This is a genomic window from Streptomyces sp. NPDC051286 (genome assembly GCF_044455345.1).
Lineage (GTDB): Bacteria > Actinomycetota > Actinomycetes > Streptomycetales > Streptomycetaceae > Streptomyces.
The window spans coordinates 49,043-68,493 of the sequence record NZ_JBITER010000025.1; the positions used below are offsets into that span (position 1 = coordinate 49,043).

A 19,451-nucleotide genomic window follows, 5' to 3' on the forward strand; every position below is an offset into this window, starting at 1 on the left:
ACCGCCGACGATCGCGACTGCACCAGAAAGGACATGTGATGATCCTCGTCACCGGAGGACTCGGCTTCATCGGATCGCACACCGTGCGCGCACTGCTCGACCTGGGCGCAGACTGCGTCGTGGTCCAGCGCCGCGCCCGCGAACTCCCGCCCGTACTTGCCGGAGCACAAGTGAAGGTCGAGCAGGCGGATATCACCGACCGCGATGCCCTGCTCGCCGTCGGCCGCCGCCACGACATCACGGGCATCGTGCACCTGGCCGGGTCCTACCCTTGGCCGCCCGTCCCGGAAGCGCCGGTCGAGGCGACCCGGCAGGCGCTCGTCGGGCTGCTGAACATCGCACAGGCGGCACAGGATTGGGGCGTGCGGCGCCTGGGCATCGCCAGCACGATCGGGGTCTACCTCGGCGCCGAGAACGACGGACCGCTGTGCGAGGACGCTCCGCTGCCGATGACCGCGCCCGTCTCGATCCCCACCTTCAAGAAGGTCGGCGAAATGCTGGGCGGATTCCTCGCCGACACCACGGGCATCGACATCGTCAACTGCCGTATCTCCGGCACCTGGGGCCCGCTCGGTCACCCCGATCCCTTCTTCGCCGCGCCCGCCCTCATCCATGCGGCCGCCCACGGCACGGCCCCGGACCTCACCCACCTCGTACACCCGGCCTTCGCCGAGGACGGGCTCGACCTGACCTACGTGAAGGACACCGGGCGGGCGATCGCCCTCCTCCAGCTCGCGGACAAGCTGAACCACCGCACGTACAACGTCGGCTCCGGCCGGGCCACGACCAACGCCCAGATCATCGAGGCGATTCTGAAGACGGTCCCCGACGCCCAGGTCGACCTTCCCACCGGAGGCACCGCACCACATCTGGTCCTCGACATCAGCCGCCTGAAGGAAGACACCGGCTACCAGGCTGAGTACGACACCGAACGAGCCGTCGGTGACTACCTCGCGTGGCTCCGCGCGGGCAACAACAGCTGAGCCAAACCCGCCCTGGCATGGGGGACCCGTCCATGCCTGCCCGGACAGTGGTGGGGGCGCCCCCGTGCGCCCCCACCGCCGTACTGCGAGACGCCACCCTGCCCCAGGCAACGCGTATCCGGACGGGACCGCGGCCCAGCGGCGGCCTGAGCAGGGGCACCGTCGATGTGGTCGCATGACGCTGAAGCCCGAATGGGGACGTTGCTTCACACTGCAGCCCCCTTCGGGTGTCGGTACGGTCGGATCGTCAAGCGCCGCCCGTAATGAGCTCCGCCGCGCGTTCGGCGATGGCGAGGACTGTGGCGTTGGGGTTTGCGGCAGGAAGCGAGGGCATCACCGACGCGTCGATGATCCTCAGCCCGTCGACGCCATGGACGCGGAGCTGCGGGTCGACGACGCCATCGTCGCTGGTGCCGATCCGGCAGGTGCAGGCGGTGTGGTAGTAGGAGTTGGTTGCGCGGCGAAGGAAGTCCCGCTCCTGGTCCGGTTCGTGCGCTGGTGGGCCGGGAAGCACTTCCTGGTCTCGCAGGGCGGCGAACGCCCGTGTCTCGCCGAGCCGGTATGCGAGGTGCAGCCCGGCCAGCATGGAGTCCATGTCAGCGGGATCAGCGAGCAGCCCGGGATCGATCAGCGGAGCGGCGGCGACGTCGTCGGACGTGAGTGTGACGGATCCCCGGCTGCGCGGATACAGCGCGGCAAACCCGATCGAGTACCCGCTCGGTGGCTTCTGCACGGTCGGCGGACCGTAGGGGAGGTCGAGGAAGAGCAGTTGCAGGTCCGGGTGGTCCAGGTCGGGCTCGGTGTGGACCACCGCGGTGATGTCGGAGTGGTCGTTCACTCCGTCCGGCAGCGGCTTGGCCGCTGTGTACACCACCGCGGCAAGCGGATGATCCTGAAGGTTCTTCCCGACGGCCGGGAGGTCGGCCCTGGTCTCGATACTGAGGGTGCGCAGCTCGTCGGCGGGTCCGATGCCGGAGAGCATGAGCAACTGCGGTGACCCGATGGCCCCCGCGCACAGCAGCGTCTCATGGGACGCTTCCGCCCGTCGTGGCTCACCGTTGAGGGTGTAGTCGACGCCTGTGCACCGCCCGTTGGCGAACACCAGCCGGTGCACCAGCGCCCCGGTCCTGACGGTGAGGTTGGGCCGGTCGAGTACCGGACGAAGGTACGCGTCGGCGGCGGACTGGCGCGTTCCGTCGACAACGTTCATGTCCCAGTAGGCCGCGCCTTCCTGCCGCTCGCCGTTGATGTCGTCCGTGGTGGGATAACCGAGCTCGGTGAGTGCGTCGAGCCCGGCGCGCGCGACCGGGTGGATGGTGGTTGGCGGGCCGACGTGCATCGGCCCGCCGACCCCGCGGTAGCGGGTGTCGCGATCGCGGGTGTCTTCGCTGCGACGGAAGCAGGGCAGCAGCGACTCGTAGTTCCACCCGGTCGCGCCTGCAGCCTCCCAGACGTCGTAGCTGTCGCGATGCCCACGCAGGTGAGCCATCGCATTGATGCTGCTGGACCCGCCGAGCACTTTGCCTCGCGGGTAGGCCCGCACGCCGCCGCCGAGGCCCGGCTCGGCCACGGTCGTGAACCCCCAGTCGACCTCGCTGCCGATCAGCGTCGGCCAGGCCGGCGGGATGGCCATGCGGTCCGGGCCGGTCGCCGGCCCTGCCTCGAGCAGCAACACTCTCACCCGGGGATCCTCCGACAGCCGGGCCGCGAGCACGCAGCCCGCGGTGCCACCGCCCACGACGACATAGTCGCATCTGCTGTTCATGACGTCCTCCAAAAGCGGCGCCCCGGCAAGGCCGCCCTGTCCGGCCCCGATCCGGTCTCGGCCTGCGCCATGCCCTGGCGGGCCCGGGACCGGGCCTCGACGAACCGCGCGGCGCCTCGTCTTTCCCCGCAGGTACGCCACCCCTTGAAGATGAGGGGTCGGGCAGTCATGAAAGCGTGCCGACCAGGAGCGCAAGGCGGGTGTGCAGATGACCCGGACCCGGGGTGTCAAAGATCTGCCCCACCGGAAAGTGACTCCAGGCCAGAGTAGGCGGCAGTGCCCGGCGCAGCGAGCTCAGCGCCCGGTCGGAAGGTGACCTGTAGTTGACCGGATCAACTGCGCTCTCACAGCTTCAGGTGGCAGGCCATTCGGGCGAGAGGGACGATGGGCGGGAGGGGAGGAGGTCCGAAGGTGTCTGCCCCGCACGTTCCCTCAAGGGTGGCTGAGGCGGCGGTTCTCCGAGAGCGCGGCCCCGGCCCCGTCCCCGTGACGTTGGTGGTCAACGGCGTCGAGCGCACTGTGGACATCGAGCCACGGGTGAGCCTCCTGGACGCGTTGCGTGAGCGGCTGCACCTGACGGGCGCGAAGAAGGGCTGTGACCAGGGAACCTGCGGGGCGTGCACCGTGTGGGTCGACGGCCGCCGAATTCTGGCGTGTCTCACCTTGGCCATCGCCTGCGAGGGACACGAGGTCATCACGATCGAGGGCCTCGCCGAGGGTGACGAGTTGGATGCGATGCAGAGCGCCTTCATCGAGCAGGACGCGTTCCAGTGCGGCTACTGCACCCCGGGCCAGATCATGTCCGCGGTGGCACTGCTCAGAGAGGGGCATGCGCGCGACGACGCGGAGATCAGGGAGTGGATGAGTGGCAACCTGTGCCGCTGCGCCGCATACCCCCACATTCGTGCCGCCATCAGCACGGTGCGTGACCGATCCCAGGAGACCGTATGCGGCCCATCAGCTACTCGCGAGCCGGTGCCGTAGCCGAGGCGGTGGCGACGGTCGCCTCCGATCCCACCAGCGACTTCCTGGCCGGAGGGACGACGGAGGTCGACCTGCTGCGACAGAACGTGCTGCTGCCCAGGCGGCTGGTGGACATCAATGGCCTGCCGCTGACGCAGATCGAGGAGCGGCCGGACGGCGGCGTGTACATCGGGGCGCTGGCCCGGATGAGCGAGGTGGCCGAGGCGCCTGCTGTACGCGAGCGCTTCCCGCTCATCGCACAGGCCCTGGAGCTGGGGGCCTCCGCCCAGTTGCGGCACATGGCCAGCATGGGCGGCAACATGATGCAGCGGGTGCGCTGTGGGTACTTCCGGGACGGGATCTCACCGTGCAACAAGCGGGACCCGGGGAGCGGCTGCAGTGCGCTCGACGGATTCAACCGCGGGCACGCGGTGCTGGGGACAAGCGATCACTGCATCGCCACTCACCCGTCGGACGTGGCTGTGCCGCTGGTGGCGCTGGACGCCCGGATTCACACCGAGGGCCCGCACGGTCGGCGCGTCTATGCGATCGACGACTTCTTTCTCTTGCCGGGGACGACCCCGCACCTGGAGCACCCGATTGAACACGGCGAACTGATCGTGGGCATCGAGGTGCCGGGAAATCGCGCCGCCGCTCACTCCCTGTACCTGAAGGTGCGCGACCGTGAATCGTACGAGTTCGCTCTGGCCTCGGTGGCGGCGGCACTGACGGTGACCGTCGGGGTGATCCGCGAGGTGCGGCTGGCGCTGGGCGGCGTGGCCACCAAACCCTGGCGGGCCTGCCGGGCCGAGGATGTGCTGCGCGGAGCACGCGCCGACCCGGACACCTTCGCCCGCGCCGCGCGTGATGAGCTCGCCGCCGCCCGGCCCCAGTTGCTTAACGCGTTCAAAGTCGAGCTGGCCCAGCGGACCATGATCCGCGCTCTGGAGACCCTCACCAGCACGGAGAAACGGTCATGACGAGCGCACTTGCGATCGGAGCACCCGCGGTCCGGGTCGATGGCCGCCACAAGGTTACTGGCGCGGCGCGTTACTCGGCGGATGTGCACCTGGAGGGGCTGGCGTACGCGGTTTTGGTGGGGGCCAGGGTGCCGAGCGGACGCATCACACGCATCGACACCACCGAGGCACAGGAGAGCTGGGGCGTACACGCGATCCTGACCCACCAGAACCTGCCGAAGATCGCGGCCCAGCCCCCGCTGCTCCCTGTGCTCGCGGTCGTACCCACTCCCGGGCAGAGTTTCTTCCCCCTGCAGGACGAGGTGATCCACTACTTCGGCCAGCCGGTCGCCCTCGTGGTCGCCGACACCCTGGAGCGCGCCCAGCACGCCGCCGCGCTCATCCGCATCGACTACGAGCAGTCGCCGCCGGTGACGACGCTCGAGCAGGGCCGCGACCACGCCTACGAGCCTGAGGCGATCTTCGGCGGGTTCATCCCCGGCCGGGACGAGCGAGGCGATGTGAACGCCGGCCTGGTTCAGGCCGATGTACGCGTCGATGCCACATACACCTACGCGGCCAACAACCACAACCCGATCGAGCCGTCAGCCACCACCGCAGCATGGGACGGGGACCGGCTCACCCTCTACGACGCCACCCAGAGCGTCGCCTCCGTCCAGGTCACCGTCGCCGCACTGCTCGGCCTGACCCCCTCCAAGGTGCGCGTCATCTCCCACTTCGTGGGCGGCAGCTTCGGCTGCAAGGCATCGACCTGGGCGCACCCGGTCCTGGCAGCCCTCGCAGCACGCCAGGTGAGGCGCCCGGTCGAACTCTGCCTCACCCGGGAGCAGATGTTCACATCTGTCGGCCATCGTGAGGAGCAGGAACAGCGCATCACGCTGGGAGCGACCGGCGAAGGGCGCCTGACCGCGCTACGCCACCACAAACTCTCGCCCACCTCGCCCTTCGACGATTGGGCCGAACCCTCACTCGGAGTGGCCTCCCGCATCTACGCGTGCCCCAACTACGAAGGCGTGTACCGGCTGTTCCGGGCCAGCACCATGACGCCCACCTTCATGCGGGCTCCCGGCGAGGCCACGGGTATGTTCGCCCTTGAGAGCACCATGGACGACCTCGCCCACCAGCTGGGCATCGACCCCGTCGAACTGCGGCTGCGCAACTACGCCGACATCGACCCCACCACCGGCAATCCCTGGTCCAGCAGCGGCCTGAAGGAGTGCTACCAGCGCGGTGCAGAACGCTTCGGCTGGCAGCGCCGCAACCCCGAACCACGCTCCCACCGCGACGGCCGCTGGCTCGTCGGCTACGGCATGGCCACGGCCGGTTACCTCGTCTTTGAGCCCGTCAACCCCCAGCGCGCCAGAGCCCGGCTGTACGCGGACGGCACCGCGGTCGTCCAGGCCGCCACCCCCGACTTCGGCACCGGAGTCGCCACGGTGATGACTCAGGTTGTCGCCGACGCCCTCGGCATCTCACCGGAACGGTGCCGCTTCGAAGGAGGCGACACCACGCTGCCCACCATCGCCCTAGCAGCCGCCTCCGCCGGCGCCGGCATGATCAGTGCCGCTGTCCACACCGCCGCCACCAACCTGCGCGACCAGCTCGTCGCCCGGGCGATCGCGGACCCCCGGTCCCCGCTGCACGGAGCCGCTCCCAGCACCGTCGTCGTCGACGACGGCCGAATGGCGCTACGCGGCCGGCCCGAGACCGGAGAGAGCTACGGGGAGCTGCTGGATCGCAAGTTCCTGCCTGACGTGGAAGCCGTCGGCGTGTGGAGCCCTGCTCCAGAGGCCGCCGAATACGGGATGATGACCTTCGGCGCCCAGTTCGCCGAGGTCGCAGTCGACCCCGACCTCGGCCTGGTCCGGGTCCGGCACATGGTCGGCGCCTTCGCCCCCGGCCGGGTGCTCAATCCCCTGACCACCCGCAGCCAGCTCATGGGCGGCATGCTGTGGGGATTGGGACAGGCCCTGTTGGAAGCGAACTACATGGACCCGCGCCGCGGCCGCTGGGTTGCATCCAGCCTGGGCGACTACCTGGTTCCGGTCAATGCCGACGCTCCTGAGGTCGACATCGAACTCATCGAGGTGGAGGACAAGGTCGTCAATCCACTCGGCGTCAAGGGCGTCGGCGAGATCGGCCAGGTCGGCGCAGCCGCGGCCATCGCCAACGCGGTCCACCACGCCACCGGACGCCGCATCCGCAAATTGCCCATCACGATAGAAGACCTGCTGTGAAGCTGATCGGGAGCGGGGGAGTGGGCCGCAGGCCGGAACTCCCCAGGTTCTCCCCAGGGCTGATGGGCGGTCCTCGCGGGACGGGTGGAGATTCGGCCCGCCCCTTGGATTGTGAAGCTCGACCGCCGGATAGCCTGGGGAAATGCTTACAGAGGTCATCGCGACGCGCTACGTCACGCCCCTGCGTGAGGGCGGCTCGCTCCCGGGCATCGTCGAGGCCGACGATCTCGGTACGTATGTCATGAAGTTCACCGGCGCAGGGCAGGGCCGGAAGACCCTCGTCGCGGAGGTCATCTGCGGGCAACTTGGCCGGCGGCTGGGACTGCGGGTCCCGGAACTCGTCACCATCCAGCTCGACCCGGTCATCGGGCTCGCGGAGCCGGACCAAGAGGTGCAGGAACTGCTCAAGGCGAGCGGCGGGCTGAATCTCGGAATGGACTATCTGCCCGGTTCGATCGGGTTCGATCCACTCGCCTACCAGGTGGACCCGGCAGAGGCCGGGAAGGTTGTGTGGTTCGATGCGTTGATCAATAATGTCGACCGGTCGTGGCGGAACCCCAACATGCTGGTCTGGCACGGGGACGCCTGGCTCATCGATCACGGTGCCACGATGATCTGGCACCACAACTGGCCGGGTGCGCAGGCCTCCGCGGCCAAACCGTACAACGCCTCCGACCATGTGCTCGCGCCCTTCGGCCCGGACATCGCCGCCGCGGCCGCCGAGCTCGCCCCGCTCGTCACCGAGCAACTGCTGACCGAGGTGACCGCTGAGGTGCCCGACGAGTGGCTGGTCGACGAGCCCGGTTTCGACACGACGGACGCGCTGCGCCGCGCCTACGTGGAGCCGCTGCTGGCGCGCGCCGCCACCATCCACCAGCGGATCTCGATGGACGCGCCCACGAAGTCGACGCCGTCCCGGGCGCCGGGGTGGCTGACCGAGCATCTCACTCCGTGGCCGCACCCCACGAAGAAGGACCGTGCCGAGAAGGCGGCAGCCGACCGGGCCGACGAGGCACAGAGCAGCAAGGACGACAGTCAGTGAGCAAGCGTGATGTCTTCGAGTACGCGCTGCTGCGCGTCGTGCCCCGGGTCGAGCGCGGTGAGTGCATCAACGCGGGCGTGCTGGTGTACTGCCGCGCCAGGTCCTTTGTGGCGGCCCGCACCCATCTCGACGAGAGCAAGCTGAGGGCGCTCGACCCGGACGCCGACGTGGTCGGGGTCCGGGCGGCACTGCGGGCCGTCGAGGGCGTCTGCGGTGGCGGCGACGCGGCCGGCCAGGCCGCCGGTGACGACGCCGGGCGGCGCTTTCGCTGGCTGATCGCTCCGCGCTCCACGGTGGTCCAGCCGAGCGCCGTGCACAGCGGTCTCACCGCCGACCCGGAGGCCGAGGTCGAGCGGCTGCTCGACCTGCTGGTGCGCTGATCCGGCCACCGTCGGTGCCGCGCGCGGACCCTGAGGTCGCGGCGCCGTCCGGTGTGACATGCACTGCTGCGCCTGTGGGCCGTTGACACCGAGTGTCAGGGCTTCTAGCGTCTCGTCTGCTGAAGGTACTAAGCGGTTGCTCAGTTGTCGGGGGCTTCCTGACGTCCGCTGAGCCGCGATCCAAGGGCGAGGAGAGCCGAGCATGTCCACCACCGAGCAGCGTGTCGCCATCGTGACGGGAGCGGCGCGAGGTATTGGCGCCGCCACTGCGGTACGCCTGGCGGCCGAGGGCCGCACCGTCGCCGTACTCGACCTCGATGAGGCGGCCTGCAAGGACACCGTCGAGAAGATCACCGCCGCCGGGGGCACCGCCCTGGCCGTCGGCTGCGACGTGTCGGACAGCGCCCAGGTGGAGGCCGCCGTGGCGCGGGTCGCCACCGAGCTCGGCGCGCCGACGATCCTCGTCAACAACGCGGGCGTGCTCCGCGACAACCTGCTCTTCAAGATGAGCGAGTCCGACTGGGACACTGTGATGAACGTGCACCTCAAGGGCGCGTTCCTGATGGCCAAGGCCGTCCAGAAGCACATGGTGGACGCCGAGTTCGGCCGCATTGTCTCGCTGTCCTCGTCCTCGGCGCTCGGCAACCGCGGTCAGGCGAACTACTCCGCCGTCAAGGCCGGTCTGCAGGGCTTCACCAAGACCCTTGCCAAGGAGCTCGGCAAGTTCGGCATCACCGCCAACGCCGTCGCCCCCGGCTTCATCGTCACCGAGATGACCGCGCAGACCGCGGCCCGGGTCGGCATGGGCTTCGAGGAGTTCCAGGCCGCCGCCGCCACCCAGATCCCCGTGCAGCGCGTCGGTCGCCCGGAGGACGTCGCCAACGCCATCGCCTTCTTCACCGGCGACGACGCGGGCTTCGTCTCCGGCCAGGTCATGTACGTCGCCGGCGGACCGCTCAACTGACCCGAAGGGCGGCAGACATCATGACTGTGCAGGACAGCGGGAAGGTCGCGCTCATCACGGGCGCGAGCCGGGGGATCGGTTACGGAATCGCGGAGGCGCTCGTCGCCCGCGGCGACCGGGTGTGCATCACCGGGCGCGGCGAGGACGCTCTCAAGGAGGCCGTCGAGAAGCTGGGCTCCGACCGGGTCATCGCCGTCGCGGGCAAGGCGCACGACGAGGCGCATCAGGCGGCGGCGGTCGAGCGCACCATGGAGGCGTTCGGCCGCGTGGACTTCCTGGTCAACAACGCCGGTACGAACCCGGTGTTCGGCCCGATCGCCGATCTCGACCTCAATGTCGCGCGCAAGGTCTACGAGACCAATGTGATCTCGGCGCTCGGCTTCGCCCAGCAGACCTGGAAGGCCTGGCAGAAGGAGAACGGCGGAGCGATCGTCAACATCGCCTCGATCGCCGGTATCTCCGCCTCGCCCTTCGTCGGTGCGTACGGCATGAGCAAGGCGGCCATGGTCAATCTGACCCTGCAGCTGGCGCATGAGTTCGCCCCGGTCGTCCGGGTCAACTCGATCGCTCCGGCCGTGGTCAGGACCAAGTTCGCCGCGGCGCTGTACGAGGGGCGTGAGGCGGAAGCGGCAGCCGCATATCCGCTCGGCCGGCTCGGTGTCCCGGAGGACATCGGCGGAGCCGCTGCGTTCCTCACGTCGAGCCAGTCCGACTGGATCACCGGACAGACGCTGGTGGTCGACGGAGGCATCTTCCTGAATGCGGGCCTGAGCTGAGAACAGCCTGCTCCGGTTTGGCCCTGATTGACTCAAGTGCCCCGTCGGGCCTGCGGATTGACCTGGCGGGGCGCTGCGGTATGGTCTGCCGACCCATGGCTGATCGAGGAGCGTGCACGTGTTCTACCGGGCCAGGCTGCAGGCGGCTGCAGCCCTTGCTTCCCTTTCTTTGCTGGCCGGCTGCGGCCTGCTCTCCGACAACGGCTCGGAGGCGGAGCAGAAGATAGTCGTCGGCACCACGAGTGAGCCCTCCACCCTCGATCCGGCGGCGGCATGGGACAACTCGTGGGAGCTGATGCGTAATGTCTTCCAGACCCTGGTGAGCTTTCCCACCGGCAGTTCGAGCCCCGAGCCCGACGCCGCGGACTCCTGTGTGTTCACGGACCGGACCAGCACGGCCTACCGCTGCACGCTCAAGAAGGGCCTGAAGTTCTCCAACGGGGATGAGCTCGACGCCGAGGCTGTGAAGTACTCGATCGACCGGATCACGACCATCAAGGTCAAGGGCGGCCCCCACGGCCTGCTCGGCTCGCTCGACCGGGTCGAGACCAAGGGCGACGACACCGTCATCTTCCACCTGAACAGGCCGGACGCCACGTTCCCGTTCATTCTGGCCACCCCCGCGATGTCCCTCGTGGCACCCAGCGACTACCCGAAGGACAAGATCCGCGAGGACGGCAAGGTCACCGGGTCGGGCCCCTACCTCCTGAACAGCTACGTGCCGGGCGACAAGGCCGAGCTGGTGAAGAACCAGGGCTACAAGGGCTTCGCCAACCGCAAGAACAACGCCGTGACCATCCGGTACTTCACGGGGTCCGACCCCATGGTCGACGCGCTGAAGAAGAACGAGATCGACGCCACCTACCGCGGCCTCACGGCGGAGGAGGTGGTGAACCTCGAGGACAACGAGGACGAGAACAGCAAGCTGCAGCTGATCGAGACCGTCGGCGCCGACATCCGCTTCCTGGTCTTCAACCCCGAGGACCCGGCTGCCGGGAACCCGGCCGTCCGCCGGGCCGTCGCGCAGCTCGTCGACCGGGACGCGCTCGTCGCCAAGGTCTACCAGGGCACCGCCGAGCCGCTGTACTCCATGATCCCCAAGGGTATCGCCGGCCACACCACCAGCTTCTTCGACAGCTTCGGCAACCCGAGCAAGGAGAAGGCCAAGCAGATCCTGGCCAAGGCGGGCATCACCGAGCCGGTCGCGATGACGTTCTGGTACACCACCGACCGGTACGGCTCGTCGACGGAAACCGAGTTCGGTGAACTGAAGCGTCAGCTGGAGGCGTCGGGTCTGTTCAAGATCACGCTGAAGGGCCTGCCGTGGAAGAAGTTCCAGGAGGGCTTCACCAAGGGTCAGTACCCGGTCTTCGGCCGCGGCTGGAACCCGGACTTCCCGGACCCGGACAACTTCATCGCCCCCTTCGTGGGCAAGGAGAGTGTCACCGGGATGCCGTACGACAAGACCGAGATCACCCGGCACCTGCTGCCGCAGACCCGCCAGGAGAGCGACCGGGGCGCGGTCAGCAAACAGTTCGAGCAGGCTCAGAACATCCTGGTCGACGACGTCCGGCTGCTGCCCCTGTGGCAGGGCAAGCTCTATGTCGAGGCGGGCGAGGACATCGGTGGCGGCGAGCGCGCCCTGGACCCGCAGACGGTCATGCAGATGTGGGAGCTGTACCGCAAGACCAGCTGGTAGGACTCGCCCGGCCGGTTGTCAGTGGCCCCCGGTAGGTTCTGTGATCGAGAACCGATTGCGTACCGGAGGTTGTTGAAGTGACTGACACCGACCTGCTGCCCGAGTCCTGGCGCGGCGTCCTCGGCGAAGAGCTGCAGAAGCCGTACTTCAAGGAGCTCACCGAGTTCGTCGAGGAGGAGCGGGCGAAGGGACCGGTCTACCCGCCCCGCGAGCAGGTCTTCGCGGCCCTGGAAGCCACTCCGTACGACAAGGTGAAGGTCCTGGTCCTCGGCCAGGACCCGTACCACGGCGAGGGGCAGGGGCACGGGCTGTGCTTTTCCGTGCGGCCCGGCGTCAGGACACCGCCTTCCTTGCGGAACATCTACAAGGAGATGAATGAGGAGCTCGGCCTGCCGATCCCGGACAACGGGTATCTGATGCCGTGGGCCGAGCAGGGCGTCCTGCTGCTCAACGCCGTGCTGACGGTTCGCGCCGGCGAGGCCAACTCGCACAAGGGCAAGGGCTGGGAGAAGTTCACGGACGCAGTGATCCGCGCGGTGGCCACGCGGCCCGATCCGGCCGTCTTCGTGCTCTGGGGCAACTACGCCCAGAAGAAGCTCCCGCTGATCGACGAGGAGCGCCATGCGGTGGTGAAGGGCGCACATCCGTCACCGCTGTCCGCGAAGAAGTTCTTCGGCTCCCGTCCGTTCACGCAGATCAACGAGGCGGTCGCGGCACAGGGACACCAGGCCATCGACTGGCGCATCCCCGACCTGGGCTGAACTGCCCGGAGCCGCCCGACGGGCCCGGGGGCCTCTGTCGGGTTATGGCCGGCCGCGCCCGACCCGATAGAGGGTCCTAGCCCGAGCCTGAGCGGGATTGCCGGTGCCAGCCGCTAGCGTCGCCGTGACCGGAATCGAACGGGCTCCACCGGGCCCCATCGACGTCGACCGGGGTGAACCGGTAACAGCTGGACACATGCGAGGGAGACCGCGGTGACGGAGCAGCAGGAGGCGTCGACGGATGCCGTCATGACCAGGATCGGCCAGGCGATCATGCTGCTCCACGGCGGCGACCGGGAAGAGGCCCGTAACCGCTTCGGGGCGCTCTGGGCGGAGATCGGTGAGGACGGAGACGCCCTGCACCGCTGTACCCTCGCGCACTACATGGCCGACACCCAGGACGATCCCGGCGACGAACTGGCCTGGGACCTAAGGGCGTTGACCGCTGCCGAGGGGCTCTCCGGCGGGCGCGTCGCGGAACACGGGGACTCGCTCGCGGTGCGGGCCTTCTACCCCTCGCTCCACCTCAACCTTGCGGCGGACTATGTGAAGCTCCAGCGCCCCGAAGCCGCCCGGGTCCATCTGGACCGGGCCCGGAAGGCGTCCGAGGTTCTCGCGGATGACGGGGTGGACGACGGGTACGAGGGAGGGGTGCGCGCGGCGATCGGGCGGCTGGAGCGGCGGCTTCGGGAGCTGTGAGCCGAGGGCTGCCCCGAATCGTCGCGGCCCGCCGGCGACGGACGGGCCGCAACGATCCGAGTCGGCCGGATCCCGGTGGGATCCGGCCGACGGGGCGTTCAATGGCCGTAGGTGTCCTCACAGATCCGGGCTTCGGGGCTGCCCGCGGACCAGCCTCCGTAGGCCCGGCCGAGCGCGCAGACACTTGTCCCGGTGACGGGGACGGCGGGCGGATTCGGCACCCGCGCGGCTGTGGGCGGGGCATGACGGGGCCGGGGCACGCCGACGTGCTCCCGCTCCTGTGACGCGCGAGGCGCGGTGTGTTGGGTGTCCGAGCGCGCCTTCGCCGGTCGGCCGGACGCCTTCGGCGACGGCTTCGGGTCGGGGATCGCCTCCAGGGTGTCCCGGACCGGCGGCCCCACGATCTGGGGCGCCAGGTCCTGGGCTGGCCTGCTGGTCTCGGGCCGGGGCGCAATGGCCGGCCGGGGCTCCACGGACACACATCCGGTGACGGCTGTGACTGCCACGCCGACCAGGAGCTTCACGGTGATACTGGTTCGCTGCACCTGGGCAACTCTGCTGTGCGGGCAGGGCGCCGCGCGAGCCGGCCGGTGATGATTGGCCCTCACGAGTGACCCCGGTCAGCGCAACGCCCCGGCCGGCGGCGCCTGCACGCCGGGCGCCGTGGCGTGCGGGTCAGTCACCGGTCGTGCCGTCGATCCGCTCCCGGACGAGATCGGCGTGGCCGTTGTGCCGCGCGTACTCCTCGATCATGTGGGTGTAGATCCACCGCAGGTTGAACTGCTCGCCCTTGCGGCTGCGGCCGACCGACAGGTCGTCGAGCCCGTGCTTCGCGGCGATCTCCCGGGCCGCGTCGACCTCCGCCCGCCAGGTGGCCCCGGCCTTCTCCCAGCTGTCCGCCTCGGTGGGATGGAAGTCGCCGTCCTCGTCCTCATCGGTGCAGTACAGCGACTTCGCGTCCTCGCCGGCCATGACGTTGCGGAACCATTGGCGCTCCACCTCCGCCATGTGCCGTATCAGCCCGAGCAGGCTGAGCTGCGACGGCGGTACGGACGCCTCCCGCAGCTGGGCGTCGCTGAGCCCCACACATTTCAGTGCGAGCGTGTCGCGGTGATAGTCGAGCCAGCCCTCGAGCATCGGGCGTTCGGCGGCGGTGATGGCGGGTTCGGAACGTTCGTCTGTGGTCACGCCGGTCATTGTTTCCCGGCGATCACGACCTGGCCAGAGGTTATTCGCCGGAGGGTGCCAGCATGCCGCGCAGCAGTTCGGCGAAGCCGGTACGCAGCTCTTCCTCGGTCGGTACGGACCGGTGGTACGACCCCGCGGCGCACGAGAACATCAGCCCTTCGCACCAGGCCACCAGGGAGAGGGCGTGCCGCTCGGGCTCGGCCGAACCGGCTGCCGTCATCAGTGCCACCAGGGGTTCGCGGAACTGTCCGCCCGTCGCGTCGAAGAACTTCCGGAGCTCCGGCCGCCGGGTGGCCTCCAGGGCGAGTTCGTAGCGGCAGATGAGCAGGTGGGGGTGGCGGGTCAGGTATCGGTGCAGGGCATGGGCGAGGCTGCCGACGAGCGCGGTGACGTCGTGGGGCGGCCCGGTTCCGGCGTCCGGTTCGCCTTCCGGCCCGCCCCCGGCTGCGGGCATCGGAAGTTCGCTCGGAGCCAGGACCTGCGCCTCGCGCTCCGCCAGTCGCCGCACCGTCACCTCCAGGAGCGCCTGCCGGGTGCGCGCGTAATTGGACGTCGAGCCCTGGGGGAGTCCGGCGCGTTCGTCGACCGCCCGGTGGGTGAGCCCTCGCATCCCGCGCTCGGCGAGGAGTGCCAGGGCGGCATCGGCGATCAGATCCGGCCGGGAGGCGCCGCCGGTGCGTGTGGTCCTGGTGGCCATGAGATCACCCTACCGTTGCGACTACAGCTGTAGTATGTTGATCTCGTTACTACAGGTGTAGTTTCGAGGAGGCGTCATGGACAAGCCCCATGCGGTTGTCATCGGCAGCGGAATCGGCGGCCTCACCGCCGCCGTGGCCCTCTGCCGTCGCGGCTGGCAGGTCACCGTTCTGGAGCGAGCCGCTTCGCTGGAGCCCGTCGGCGCAGGCATCGGCCTGGCCCCCAACGCACAGCGCGCCCTGGACGTCATCGGCCTCGGCGACAGGATCAGATCCCTGGCAGCCTGGCAGGGCGACGGCGGTATGCGCAGTCCGAGCAGCCGCTGGATGTCCCGGATGGACAGCGCGACGGCGGCCGAGCGGTTCGGCGGGGCGATGGTCCTGCTCCACCGTGCGACCCTGATCGATGCTCTCGTGGCCGAACTGCCCTCATCCGTGATCCGGACAGGAACGACGGCGGAACTCGTGAACCCGGGCACCGTGGGCGGCGCCCGCGCCGTGGTCAGGACGCCCACCGCGGACCTCGAGGCCGACCTCGTCATCGCAGCCGACGGCATCAACTCGGCCGTACGCACGCACCTCTTCCCCGAGCACGCCGGGCCGTCGTACGCCGGCTTCACCACCTGGCGCGTCGTCGTCCCCGCGCCCGAGCGACCCTTCGCCCCGCACGAGACCTGGGGTCGCGGCGCCCTCTGGGGCACCCAGCCGCTCAAGGACGGCCGGATCTACGCGTACGCAGCCGCGGTCGCCCCCGCCGGAGCCCGGGCCGCCGACGACGAGAAGGCCGAGCTGCTGCGCCGCTTCGGCGCGTGGCACGATCCGATTCCGGGGATCATCGCCGCCGTCGAACCCGACCAGGTGCTCCGCAACGATGTGCACCATCTGATCGACCCGCTGCCCGCGTTCCACCGGGGCCGGACCGTCCTGGTCGGCGACAGCGCCCACGCCATGACGCCCACCCTCGCGCAGGGCGGGAATCAGGCCGTCGAGGACGGAATCGTGCTCGCCCACCATGCGGCGCCCGACGCCGACCTCGGGACGGCGCTCGCCGCATACAGCGCGGACCGGCTCCCCCGGACGAGCGCCATCGTCCGCAAGGCCGCCCGGGTGGCCCGGCTGATGCGGATGACCAGCGCCCCCGCCGTCGCGGTGCGCGACACGCTGATGTCCGCCGTGTCCCGGCTCGGGCCGGGACTGGTGCTGCGTACCTTCGACGGCATCGCGGACTGGCAGCCGCCGCAGCACACGTATGCTGCCCGGGCAAAGGGCATGCATATGACACAGCGTTAGTCAGAGGGAGACCCCAGTGAAGGTCGGCTGCATCGGGCTCGGCGACATCGCGCAGAAGGCGTATCTGCCGGTCCTCACCACCCTGCCCGGGGTCGAACTGCATCTGCAGACCCGCACTCCCGCCACCCTCGCCGCCGTCGCCGCGTCCCACCGGATCCCGCCGGAGCACTGCCACTTGGAGCTCGACTCGCTGATCGACCAGGACTTGGACGCCGCCTTCGTCCATGCCCCGACCTCCGTACACCCGGAGATCACCGACCGGCTGCTCCGAGCCGGTGTGCCCACCTACGTGGACAAGCCGCTCGCCTTCGAACTCGCCGATTCCGAGCGGCTGGTCGACCTTGCCGAGGAGCGCGGTGTCAGCCTGGCCGTCGGCTTCAACCGGCGGTTCGCGCCCGGCTATGCGCAGTGCATCGAGCACCCGCGCGAGCTGATTCTCATGCAGAAGAACCGGGTGGGCCTGCCCGAGGAACCGCGCGCCATGGTGCTCGACGACTTCATCCATGTCGTCGACACCCTGCGCTTCCTGGTGCCGGGGCCGGTCGAGCACACCGTCGTACGGGCGCGGATCCGCGAAGGCCTGATGCACCATGTCGTGCTGCAGTTGTCCGGAGACGGATTCACCGCCATCGGCGCGATGAACCGGCTCAGCGGCTCGACGGAGGAGCGGCTCGAAGTCTCCGGACAGGACTCCAAGCGGGAGGTCGTCAACCTTGCCGAGGTGATCGACCACAGGGGACAGCCGAGCCTGCGACGGCGTGGTGACTGGGTGCCGGTGGCCCGTCAGCGCGGCATCGAGCAGTGCGTGCTGTCCTTCCTGGACGCCGTGCGTGCCGGGAAGCTGCTGAGTGCCCGGGACGCGCTGGAGACACACGAACTGTGCGAGCGCATTCTGCTGGACCTGGACTGCGCGTAGCGGAAATCGCTGGTCAGGGCGGGTCCGGATGCGTCCCGCACGGGCCGGATGCAGGCTGGGGGGATGGACCGCCACCCCGTGGAGGTGACCTGGTGAAGCCCCACGACGAGCCACGGGGCTGGGGTGCTCTCCAGCCGCCGCCCGGCTACTACTCGGCGGACGGGCGGCCACCCGACGCGATGCAGCGCGCCCTGATCCTGGACTGGGCGGTCAATCAGCGGATCGCGAGCGGCTGGCGGGTGGAGTCGCGTGCCGAGACGCAGGTCGTCATGGTCCGCGGGCAGCCGCTCAACCATGTGCTGCACGCTCTGCTCATGGTGTTCAGCTGCTTTCTGTGGGGCGCCGTGTGGGTGGCGCTGGCCGTGACGAACAAGGTCGAGCGGGTCGCCCTCACCGTCGACGCACAGGGGCACATCGTCTCGGTCAACGCCCCGTCATAGCCGTGCCGCCGGAGCGGCCGCACCGACCGGCTCCGCCGAGCTCCGCCGCCGGAGGGCCCGTGCACCCTCATAGGCGCAGAACACCGCCAGCACCCCGAGCGCACCCTGCGCCGGCCAGTCGCCCAGCCGGACATAGAGCGTGCTGCCGGTGGCCAGCGGTACGTCGAACACGGCGGCCGCGCTGGTGTCCGTACCGAGCGGGGTACCGATGCGACGCCCCTGCGCGTCGTACACCGTACTGATCCCGGTGAGCGTGGCGTGCACCATCGGGCGGCCGGTCTCCGCCGCCCGAAGGGCGCCCAGCGAGGCATGCTGGGCCGGCGCCCAGCTGTGCTGGAACGTGGACGTCGACGACTGGGCGATCAGCACCTGGGCCCCGTCCTGGGCAAGGCGCCTGCTCATGTCGGGAAACGCCGACTCGAAGCAGATCAGCGGACCTATACGCAGCTTCTCCGCTCCGCCCGGGGACCCTGAGGAATGCACCGGGGACGGCGGCTCGGGAACGGACATCAGCACCTGCCGGGTCCCGCGCAGCCGGTCCTCGCCCGCCGCCTTGCCCAGCGACGTCACCCAGCCGAGCACCGAACGAGCCGGAATGTACTCGCCGAACGGCACCAGACGCATCTTGTCGTAGCGGTCCCCGGTCGGGCCGTCCGGCCCCACCAGCACCGCACTCTTGAAGATCCCCGTCCGGTCCGAGGCGTGGGCCTGCCGGGCATCCATATTGACCAGCACATCCGCGCCGACCTCGCGTGACACCTTCGCGATCCGGTCTGCGAGATCCGGGTGCTGTGACAGGTCCTCGCCGACGCTGCTCTCGCCCCAGACGACCAGGTCGAGCTGCCGGCCCGCCAGCGTGCGGGTCAGCTGCTCGCTGCGTGCGAAACGCAGCTCCACACTGTTCGGCCACTCGACCACGCCGGGTTGCACGACGGCGACCCGGGCCACTCCCGCGGGCTCCGGCTGCGGCGCCCACCTCCATATCGCGCCCACTGCCAGCGCGCCCACCACGATGCCGGCCGCCGCGGCCGTCCGGGCGGCGGACGTCACAAGCAGCAGGGTGACCGCGATGTTCACCGCCACCACCAGGAGGCTCACCAGCCACACCCCTCCGACCGATGCCACCCGGAGCGCCACGGGCACCTGCCACTGGCTTGCACCGAGCAGCCCCCAGGGACCGCCGAGCGCATCCCAGGAGCGGGCCAGCTCGATCATCAGCCAGCCGGACGGGACCACGATCAGGGCCGCCGCGACCCTTGCGACAGACGGCGATCCGCCCAGCAGCCGGGAGACCAGCAGCCCCCACGGCGCCCAGAGCAGACCGAGAAACGCAGCCAGTATCACGAGGAACACATGCAGGCTCGGCAGCAGCCAGTTGTGCACCGCGATCAGGTAGCCCGTACCGCCGAGCCAGCCGTCGAGTGCGGCCCGCCGACCCGTACCTGCCGACCGGATCAGCAGCAGCCACGGCACCAGCGCGACGTACGCGAACCACCACAGAGCCGGAGCGGGAAAGGCGAGCGCGGGCAGTGCACCCGCGAGCAGCGCAGCACCACCGCGCCACCAGGGCGACCGGAGCAGGCGCTCCCCCTGCTCACGCCGAACGGCCGGAATCCGCATGCCGCGCCTCCTCGTCCTGCCCGGTGAGCAGTCTCCCCCTCCTCCTTCCCCAG

Annotated in this window: 19 protein-coding genes; 14 read left to right on the forward strand and 5 right to left on the reverse strand. The window is 69.6% G+C overall.

Translation table 11 applies throughout. From position 1 onward, the window contains the following. Positions 1–38 precede the first annotated feature (38 nt). A complete protein-coding gene (locus tag ACIBB8_RS24130) occupies positions 39–983 on the forward strand; it encodes an NAD-dependent epimerase/dehydratase family protein (RefSeq protein ID WP_398955317.1) in 945 nt (314 codons plus the stop codon). Between the two features lie 247 nt (positions 984–1,230). On the opposite strand, the gene ACIBB8_RS24135 is transcribed toward ACIBB8_RS24130, so the two are convergent. Continuing rightward, a complete protein-coding gene (locus tag ACIBB8_RS24135; RefSeq protein ID WP_398955319.1) occupies positions 1,231–2,748 on the reverse strand; it encodes a GMC family oxidoreductase in 1,518 nt (505 codons plus the stop codon). A gap of 411 nt (positions 2,749–3,159) precedes the next feature. On the opposite strand from ACIBB8_RS24135, the gene ACIBB8_RS24140 reads away from it, so the two are divergent. From ACIBB8_RS24140 to ACIBB8_RS24185, 10 genes are all read left to right on the forward strand, one after another. Next, positions 3,160–3,732, forward strand: a complete 573-nt coding sequence (locus ACIBB8_RS24140; protein ID WP_398955321.1) for a (2Fe-2S)-binding protein — start codon at positions 3,160–3,162, stop codon at positions 3,730–3,732. Continuing rightward, on the forward strand, positions 3,696–4,691 hold the full coding sequence (locus tag ACIBB8_RS24145) for an FAD binding domain-containing protein (RefSeq protein ID WP_398955323.1): 996 nt from the start codon (positions 3,696–3,698) through the stop codon (positions 4,689–4,691). The genes ACIBB8_RS24140 and ACIBB8_RS24145 overlap by 37 nt, the downstream gene beginning before the upstream one ends. After that, the gene (locus ACIBB8_RS24150) at positions 4,688–6,928 is read left to right on the forward strand and encodes a xanthine dehydrogenase family protein molybdopterin-binding subunit (RefSeq protein ID WP_398955325.1); all 2,241 of its coding nucleotides are present in this window, start codon (positions 4,688–4,690) and stop codon (positions 6,926–6,928) included. Before ACIBB8_RS24145 ends, ACIBB8_RS24150 begins: the two co-directional genes overlap by 4 nt. Positions 6,929–7,070: 142 nt before the next feature. Next, entirely contained in the window at positions 7,071–7,970 is a 900-nt protein-coding gene (locus tag ACIBB8_RS24155) for a HipA family kinase (protein WP_398955328.1), read from the forward strand. Beyond that, on the forward strand, positions 7,967–8,350 hold the full coding sequence (locus tag ACIBB8_RS24160; protein WP_398955330.1) for a DUF3037 domain-containing protein: 384 nt from the start codon (positions 7,967–7,969) through the stop codon (positions 8,348–8,350). Before ACIBB8_RS24155 ends, ACIBB8_RS24160 begins: the two co-directional genes overlap by 4 nt. Positions 8,351–8,552: 202 nt before the next feature. After that, a complete protein-coding gene (gene fabG / locus ACIBB8_RS24165; RefSeq protein WP_398955332.1) occupies positions 8,553–9,314 on the forward strand; it encodes a 3-oxoacyl-ACP reductase FabG in 762 nt (253 codons plus the stop codon). Positions 9,315–9,334: 20 nt separating this feature from the next. After that, positions 9,335–10,090, forward strand: a complete 756-nt coding sequence (locus tag ACIBB8_RS24170; RefSeq protein WP_398955335.1) for an SDR family oxidoreductase — start codon at positions 9,335–9,337, stop codon at positions 10,088–10,090. A gap of 118 nt (positions 10,091–10,208) precedes the next feature. Further along, a complete protein-coding gene (locus tag ACIBB8_RS24175) occupies positions 10,209–11,789 on the forward strand; it encodes an ABC transporter substrate-binding protein (protein WP_398955337.1) in 1,581 nt (526 codons plus the stop codon). A gap of 77 nt (positions 11,790–11,866) precedes the next feature. Further along, positions 11,867–12,550, forward strand: a complete 684-nt coding sequence (gene ung, locus ACIBB8_RS24180) for a uracil-DNA glycosylase (protein WP_366691524.1) — start codon at positions 11,867–11,869, stop codon at positions 12,548–12,550. Positions 12,551–12,763: 213 nt separating this feature from the next. After that, the gene (locus tag ACIBB8_RS24185) at positions 12,764–13,249 is read left to right on the forward strand and encodes a hypothetical protein (protein ID WP_398955339.1); all 486 of its coding nucleotides are present in this window, start codon (positions 12,764–12,766) and stop codon (positions 13,247–13,249) included. Between the two features lie 98 nt (positions 13,250–13,347). Here ACIBB8_RS24185 and ACIBB8_RS24190 read toward each other — a convergent pair whose 3' ends face one another. The 3 genes from ACIBB8_RS24190 to ACIBB8_RS24200 all read right to left on the reverse strand — a co-directional run bounded on the left by ACIBB8_RS24190 (position 13,348) and on the right by ACIBB8_RS24200 (position 15,134). Continuing rightward, a complete protein-coding gene (locus ACIBB8_RS24190; protein WP_398955341.1) occupies positions 13,348–13,794 on the reverse strand; it encodes a hypothetical protein in 447 nt (148 codons plus the stop codon). A 130-nt stretch (positions 13,795–13,924) separates the two neighbouring features. Continuing rightward, positions 13,925–14,446 carry a DinB family protein gene (locus ACIBB8_RS24195; protein WP_398955343.1) on the reverse strand — a complete coding sequence of 174 codons (522 nt, stop codon included), beginning with the start codon at positions 14,444–14,446 and terminating at the stop codon, positions 13,925–13,927. Between the two features lie 31 nt (positions 14,447–14,477). Next, positions 14,478–15,134: a TetR/AcrR family transcriptional regulator gene (locus ACIBB8_RS24200; protein ID WP_398955345.1), complete on the reverse strand. Its 657-nt coding sequence runs from the start codon at positions 15,132–15,134 to the stop codon at positions 14,478–14,480. Positions 15,135–15,210: 76 nt separating this feature from the next. Here ACIBB8_RS24200 and ACIBB8_RS24205 point away from each other — a divergent pair, with 76 nt between their 5' ends. The 3 genes from ACIBB8_RS24205 to ACIBB8_RS24215 all read left to right on the forward strand — a co-directional run bounded on the left by ACIBB8_RS24205 (position 15,211) and on the right by ACIBB8_RS24215 (position 17,778). Further along, entirely contained in the window at positions 15,211–16,422 is a 1,212-nt protein-coding gene (locus ACIBB8_RS24205; protein ID WP_398955347.1) for an FAD-dependent monooxygenase, read from the forward strand. A 16-nt stretch (positions 16,423–16,438) separates the two neighbouring features. After that, a complete protein-coding gene (locus ACIBB8_RS24210) occupies positions 16,439–17,338 on the forward strand; it encodes a Gfo/Idh/MocA family protein (protein ID WP_398955349.1) in 900 nt (299 codons plus the stop codon). A 92-nt stretch (positions 17,339–17,430) separates the two neighbouring features. Next, on the forward strand, positions 17,431–17,778 hold the full coding sequence (locus ACIBB8_RS24215; protein ID WP_398955351.1) for a hypothetical protein: 348 nt from the start codon (positions 17,431–17,433) through the stop codon (positions 17,776–17,778). Here the strand turns inward: ACIBB8_RS24215 and lnt are convergent. Then, positions 17,773–19,398 carry an apolipoprotein N-acyltransferase gene (gene lnt / locus ACIBB8_RS24220; RefSeq protein WP_398955353.1) on the reverse strand — a complete coding sequence of 542 codons (1,626 nt, stop codon included), beginning with the start codon at positions 19,396–19,398 and terminating at the stop codon, positions 17,773–17,775. The two genes, ACIBB8_RS24215 and lnt, sit on opposite strands and share 6 nt — an antisense overlap. Between the last annotated feature and the right edge of the window lie 53 nt (positions 19,399–19,451).

Excerpts from the sequence above, each read along its gene's own strand:
- ACIBB8_RS24130 (WP_398955317.1), top strand. The coding sequence starts at position 39 with ATGATCCTCGTCACCGGAGGACTCGGCTTCATCGGATCGCACACCGTG.
- ACIBB8_RS24135 (WP_398955319.1), bottom strand. The coding sequence starts at position 2,748 with ATGAACAGCAGATGCGACTATGTCGTCGTGGGCGGTGGCACCGCGGGC.
- ACIBB8_RS24145 (WP_398955323.1), top strand. The coding sequence starts at position 3,696 with ATGCGGCCCATCAGCTACTCGCGAGCCGGTGCCGTAGCCGAGGCGGTG.
- ACIBB8_RS24150 (WP_398955325.1), top strand. The coding sequence starts at position 4,688 with ATGACGAGCGCACTTGCGATCGGAGCACCCGCGGTCCGGGTCGATGGC.
- ACIBB8_RS24155 (WP_398955328.1), top strand. The coding sequence starts at position 7,071 with ATGCTTACAGAGGTCATCGCGACGCGCTACGTCACGCCCCTGCGTGAG.
- fabG (WP_398955332.1), top strand. The coding sequence starts at position 8,553 with ATGTCCACCACCGAGCAGCGTGTCGCCATCGTGACGGGAGCGGCGCGA.
- ACIBB8_RS24170 (WP_398955335.1), top strand. The coding sequence starts at position 9,335 with ATGACTGTGCAGGACAGCGGGAAGGTCGCGCTCATCACGGGCGCGAGC.
- ACIBB8_RS24195 (WP_398955343.1), bottom strand. The coding sequence starts at position 14,446 with ATGACCGGCGTGACCACAGACGAACGTTCCGAACCCGCCATCACCGCC.
- ACIBB8_RS24200 (WP_398955345.1), bottom strand. The coding sequence starts at position 15,134 with ATGGCCACCAGGACCACACGCACCGGCGGCGCCTCCCGGCCGGATCTG.
- ACIBB8_RS24205 (WP_398955347.1), top strand. The coding sequence starts at position 15,211 with ATGGACAAGCCCCATGCGGTTGTCATCGGCAGCGGAATCGGCGGCCTC.
- lnt (WP_398955353.1), bottom strand. The coding sequence starts at position 19,398 with ATGCGGATTCCGGCCGTTCGGCGTGAGCAGGGGGAGCGCCTGCTCCGG.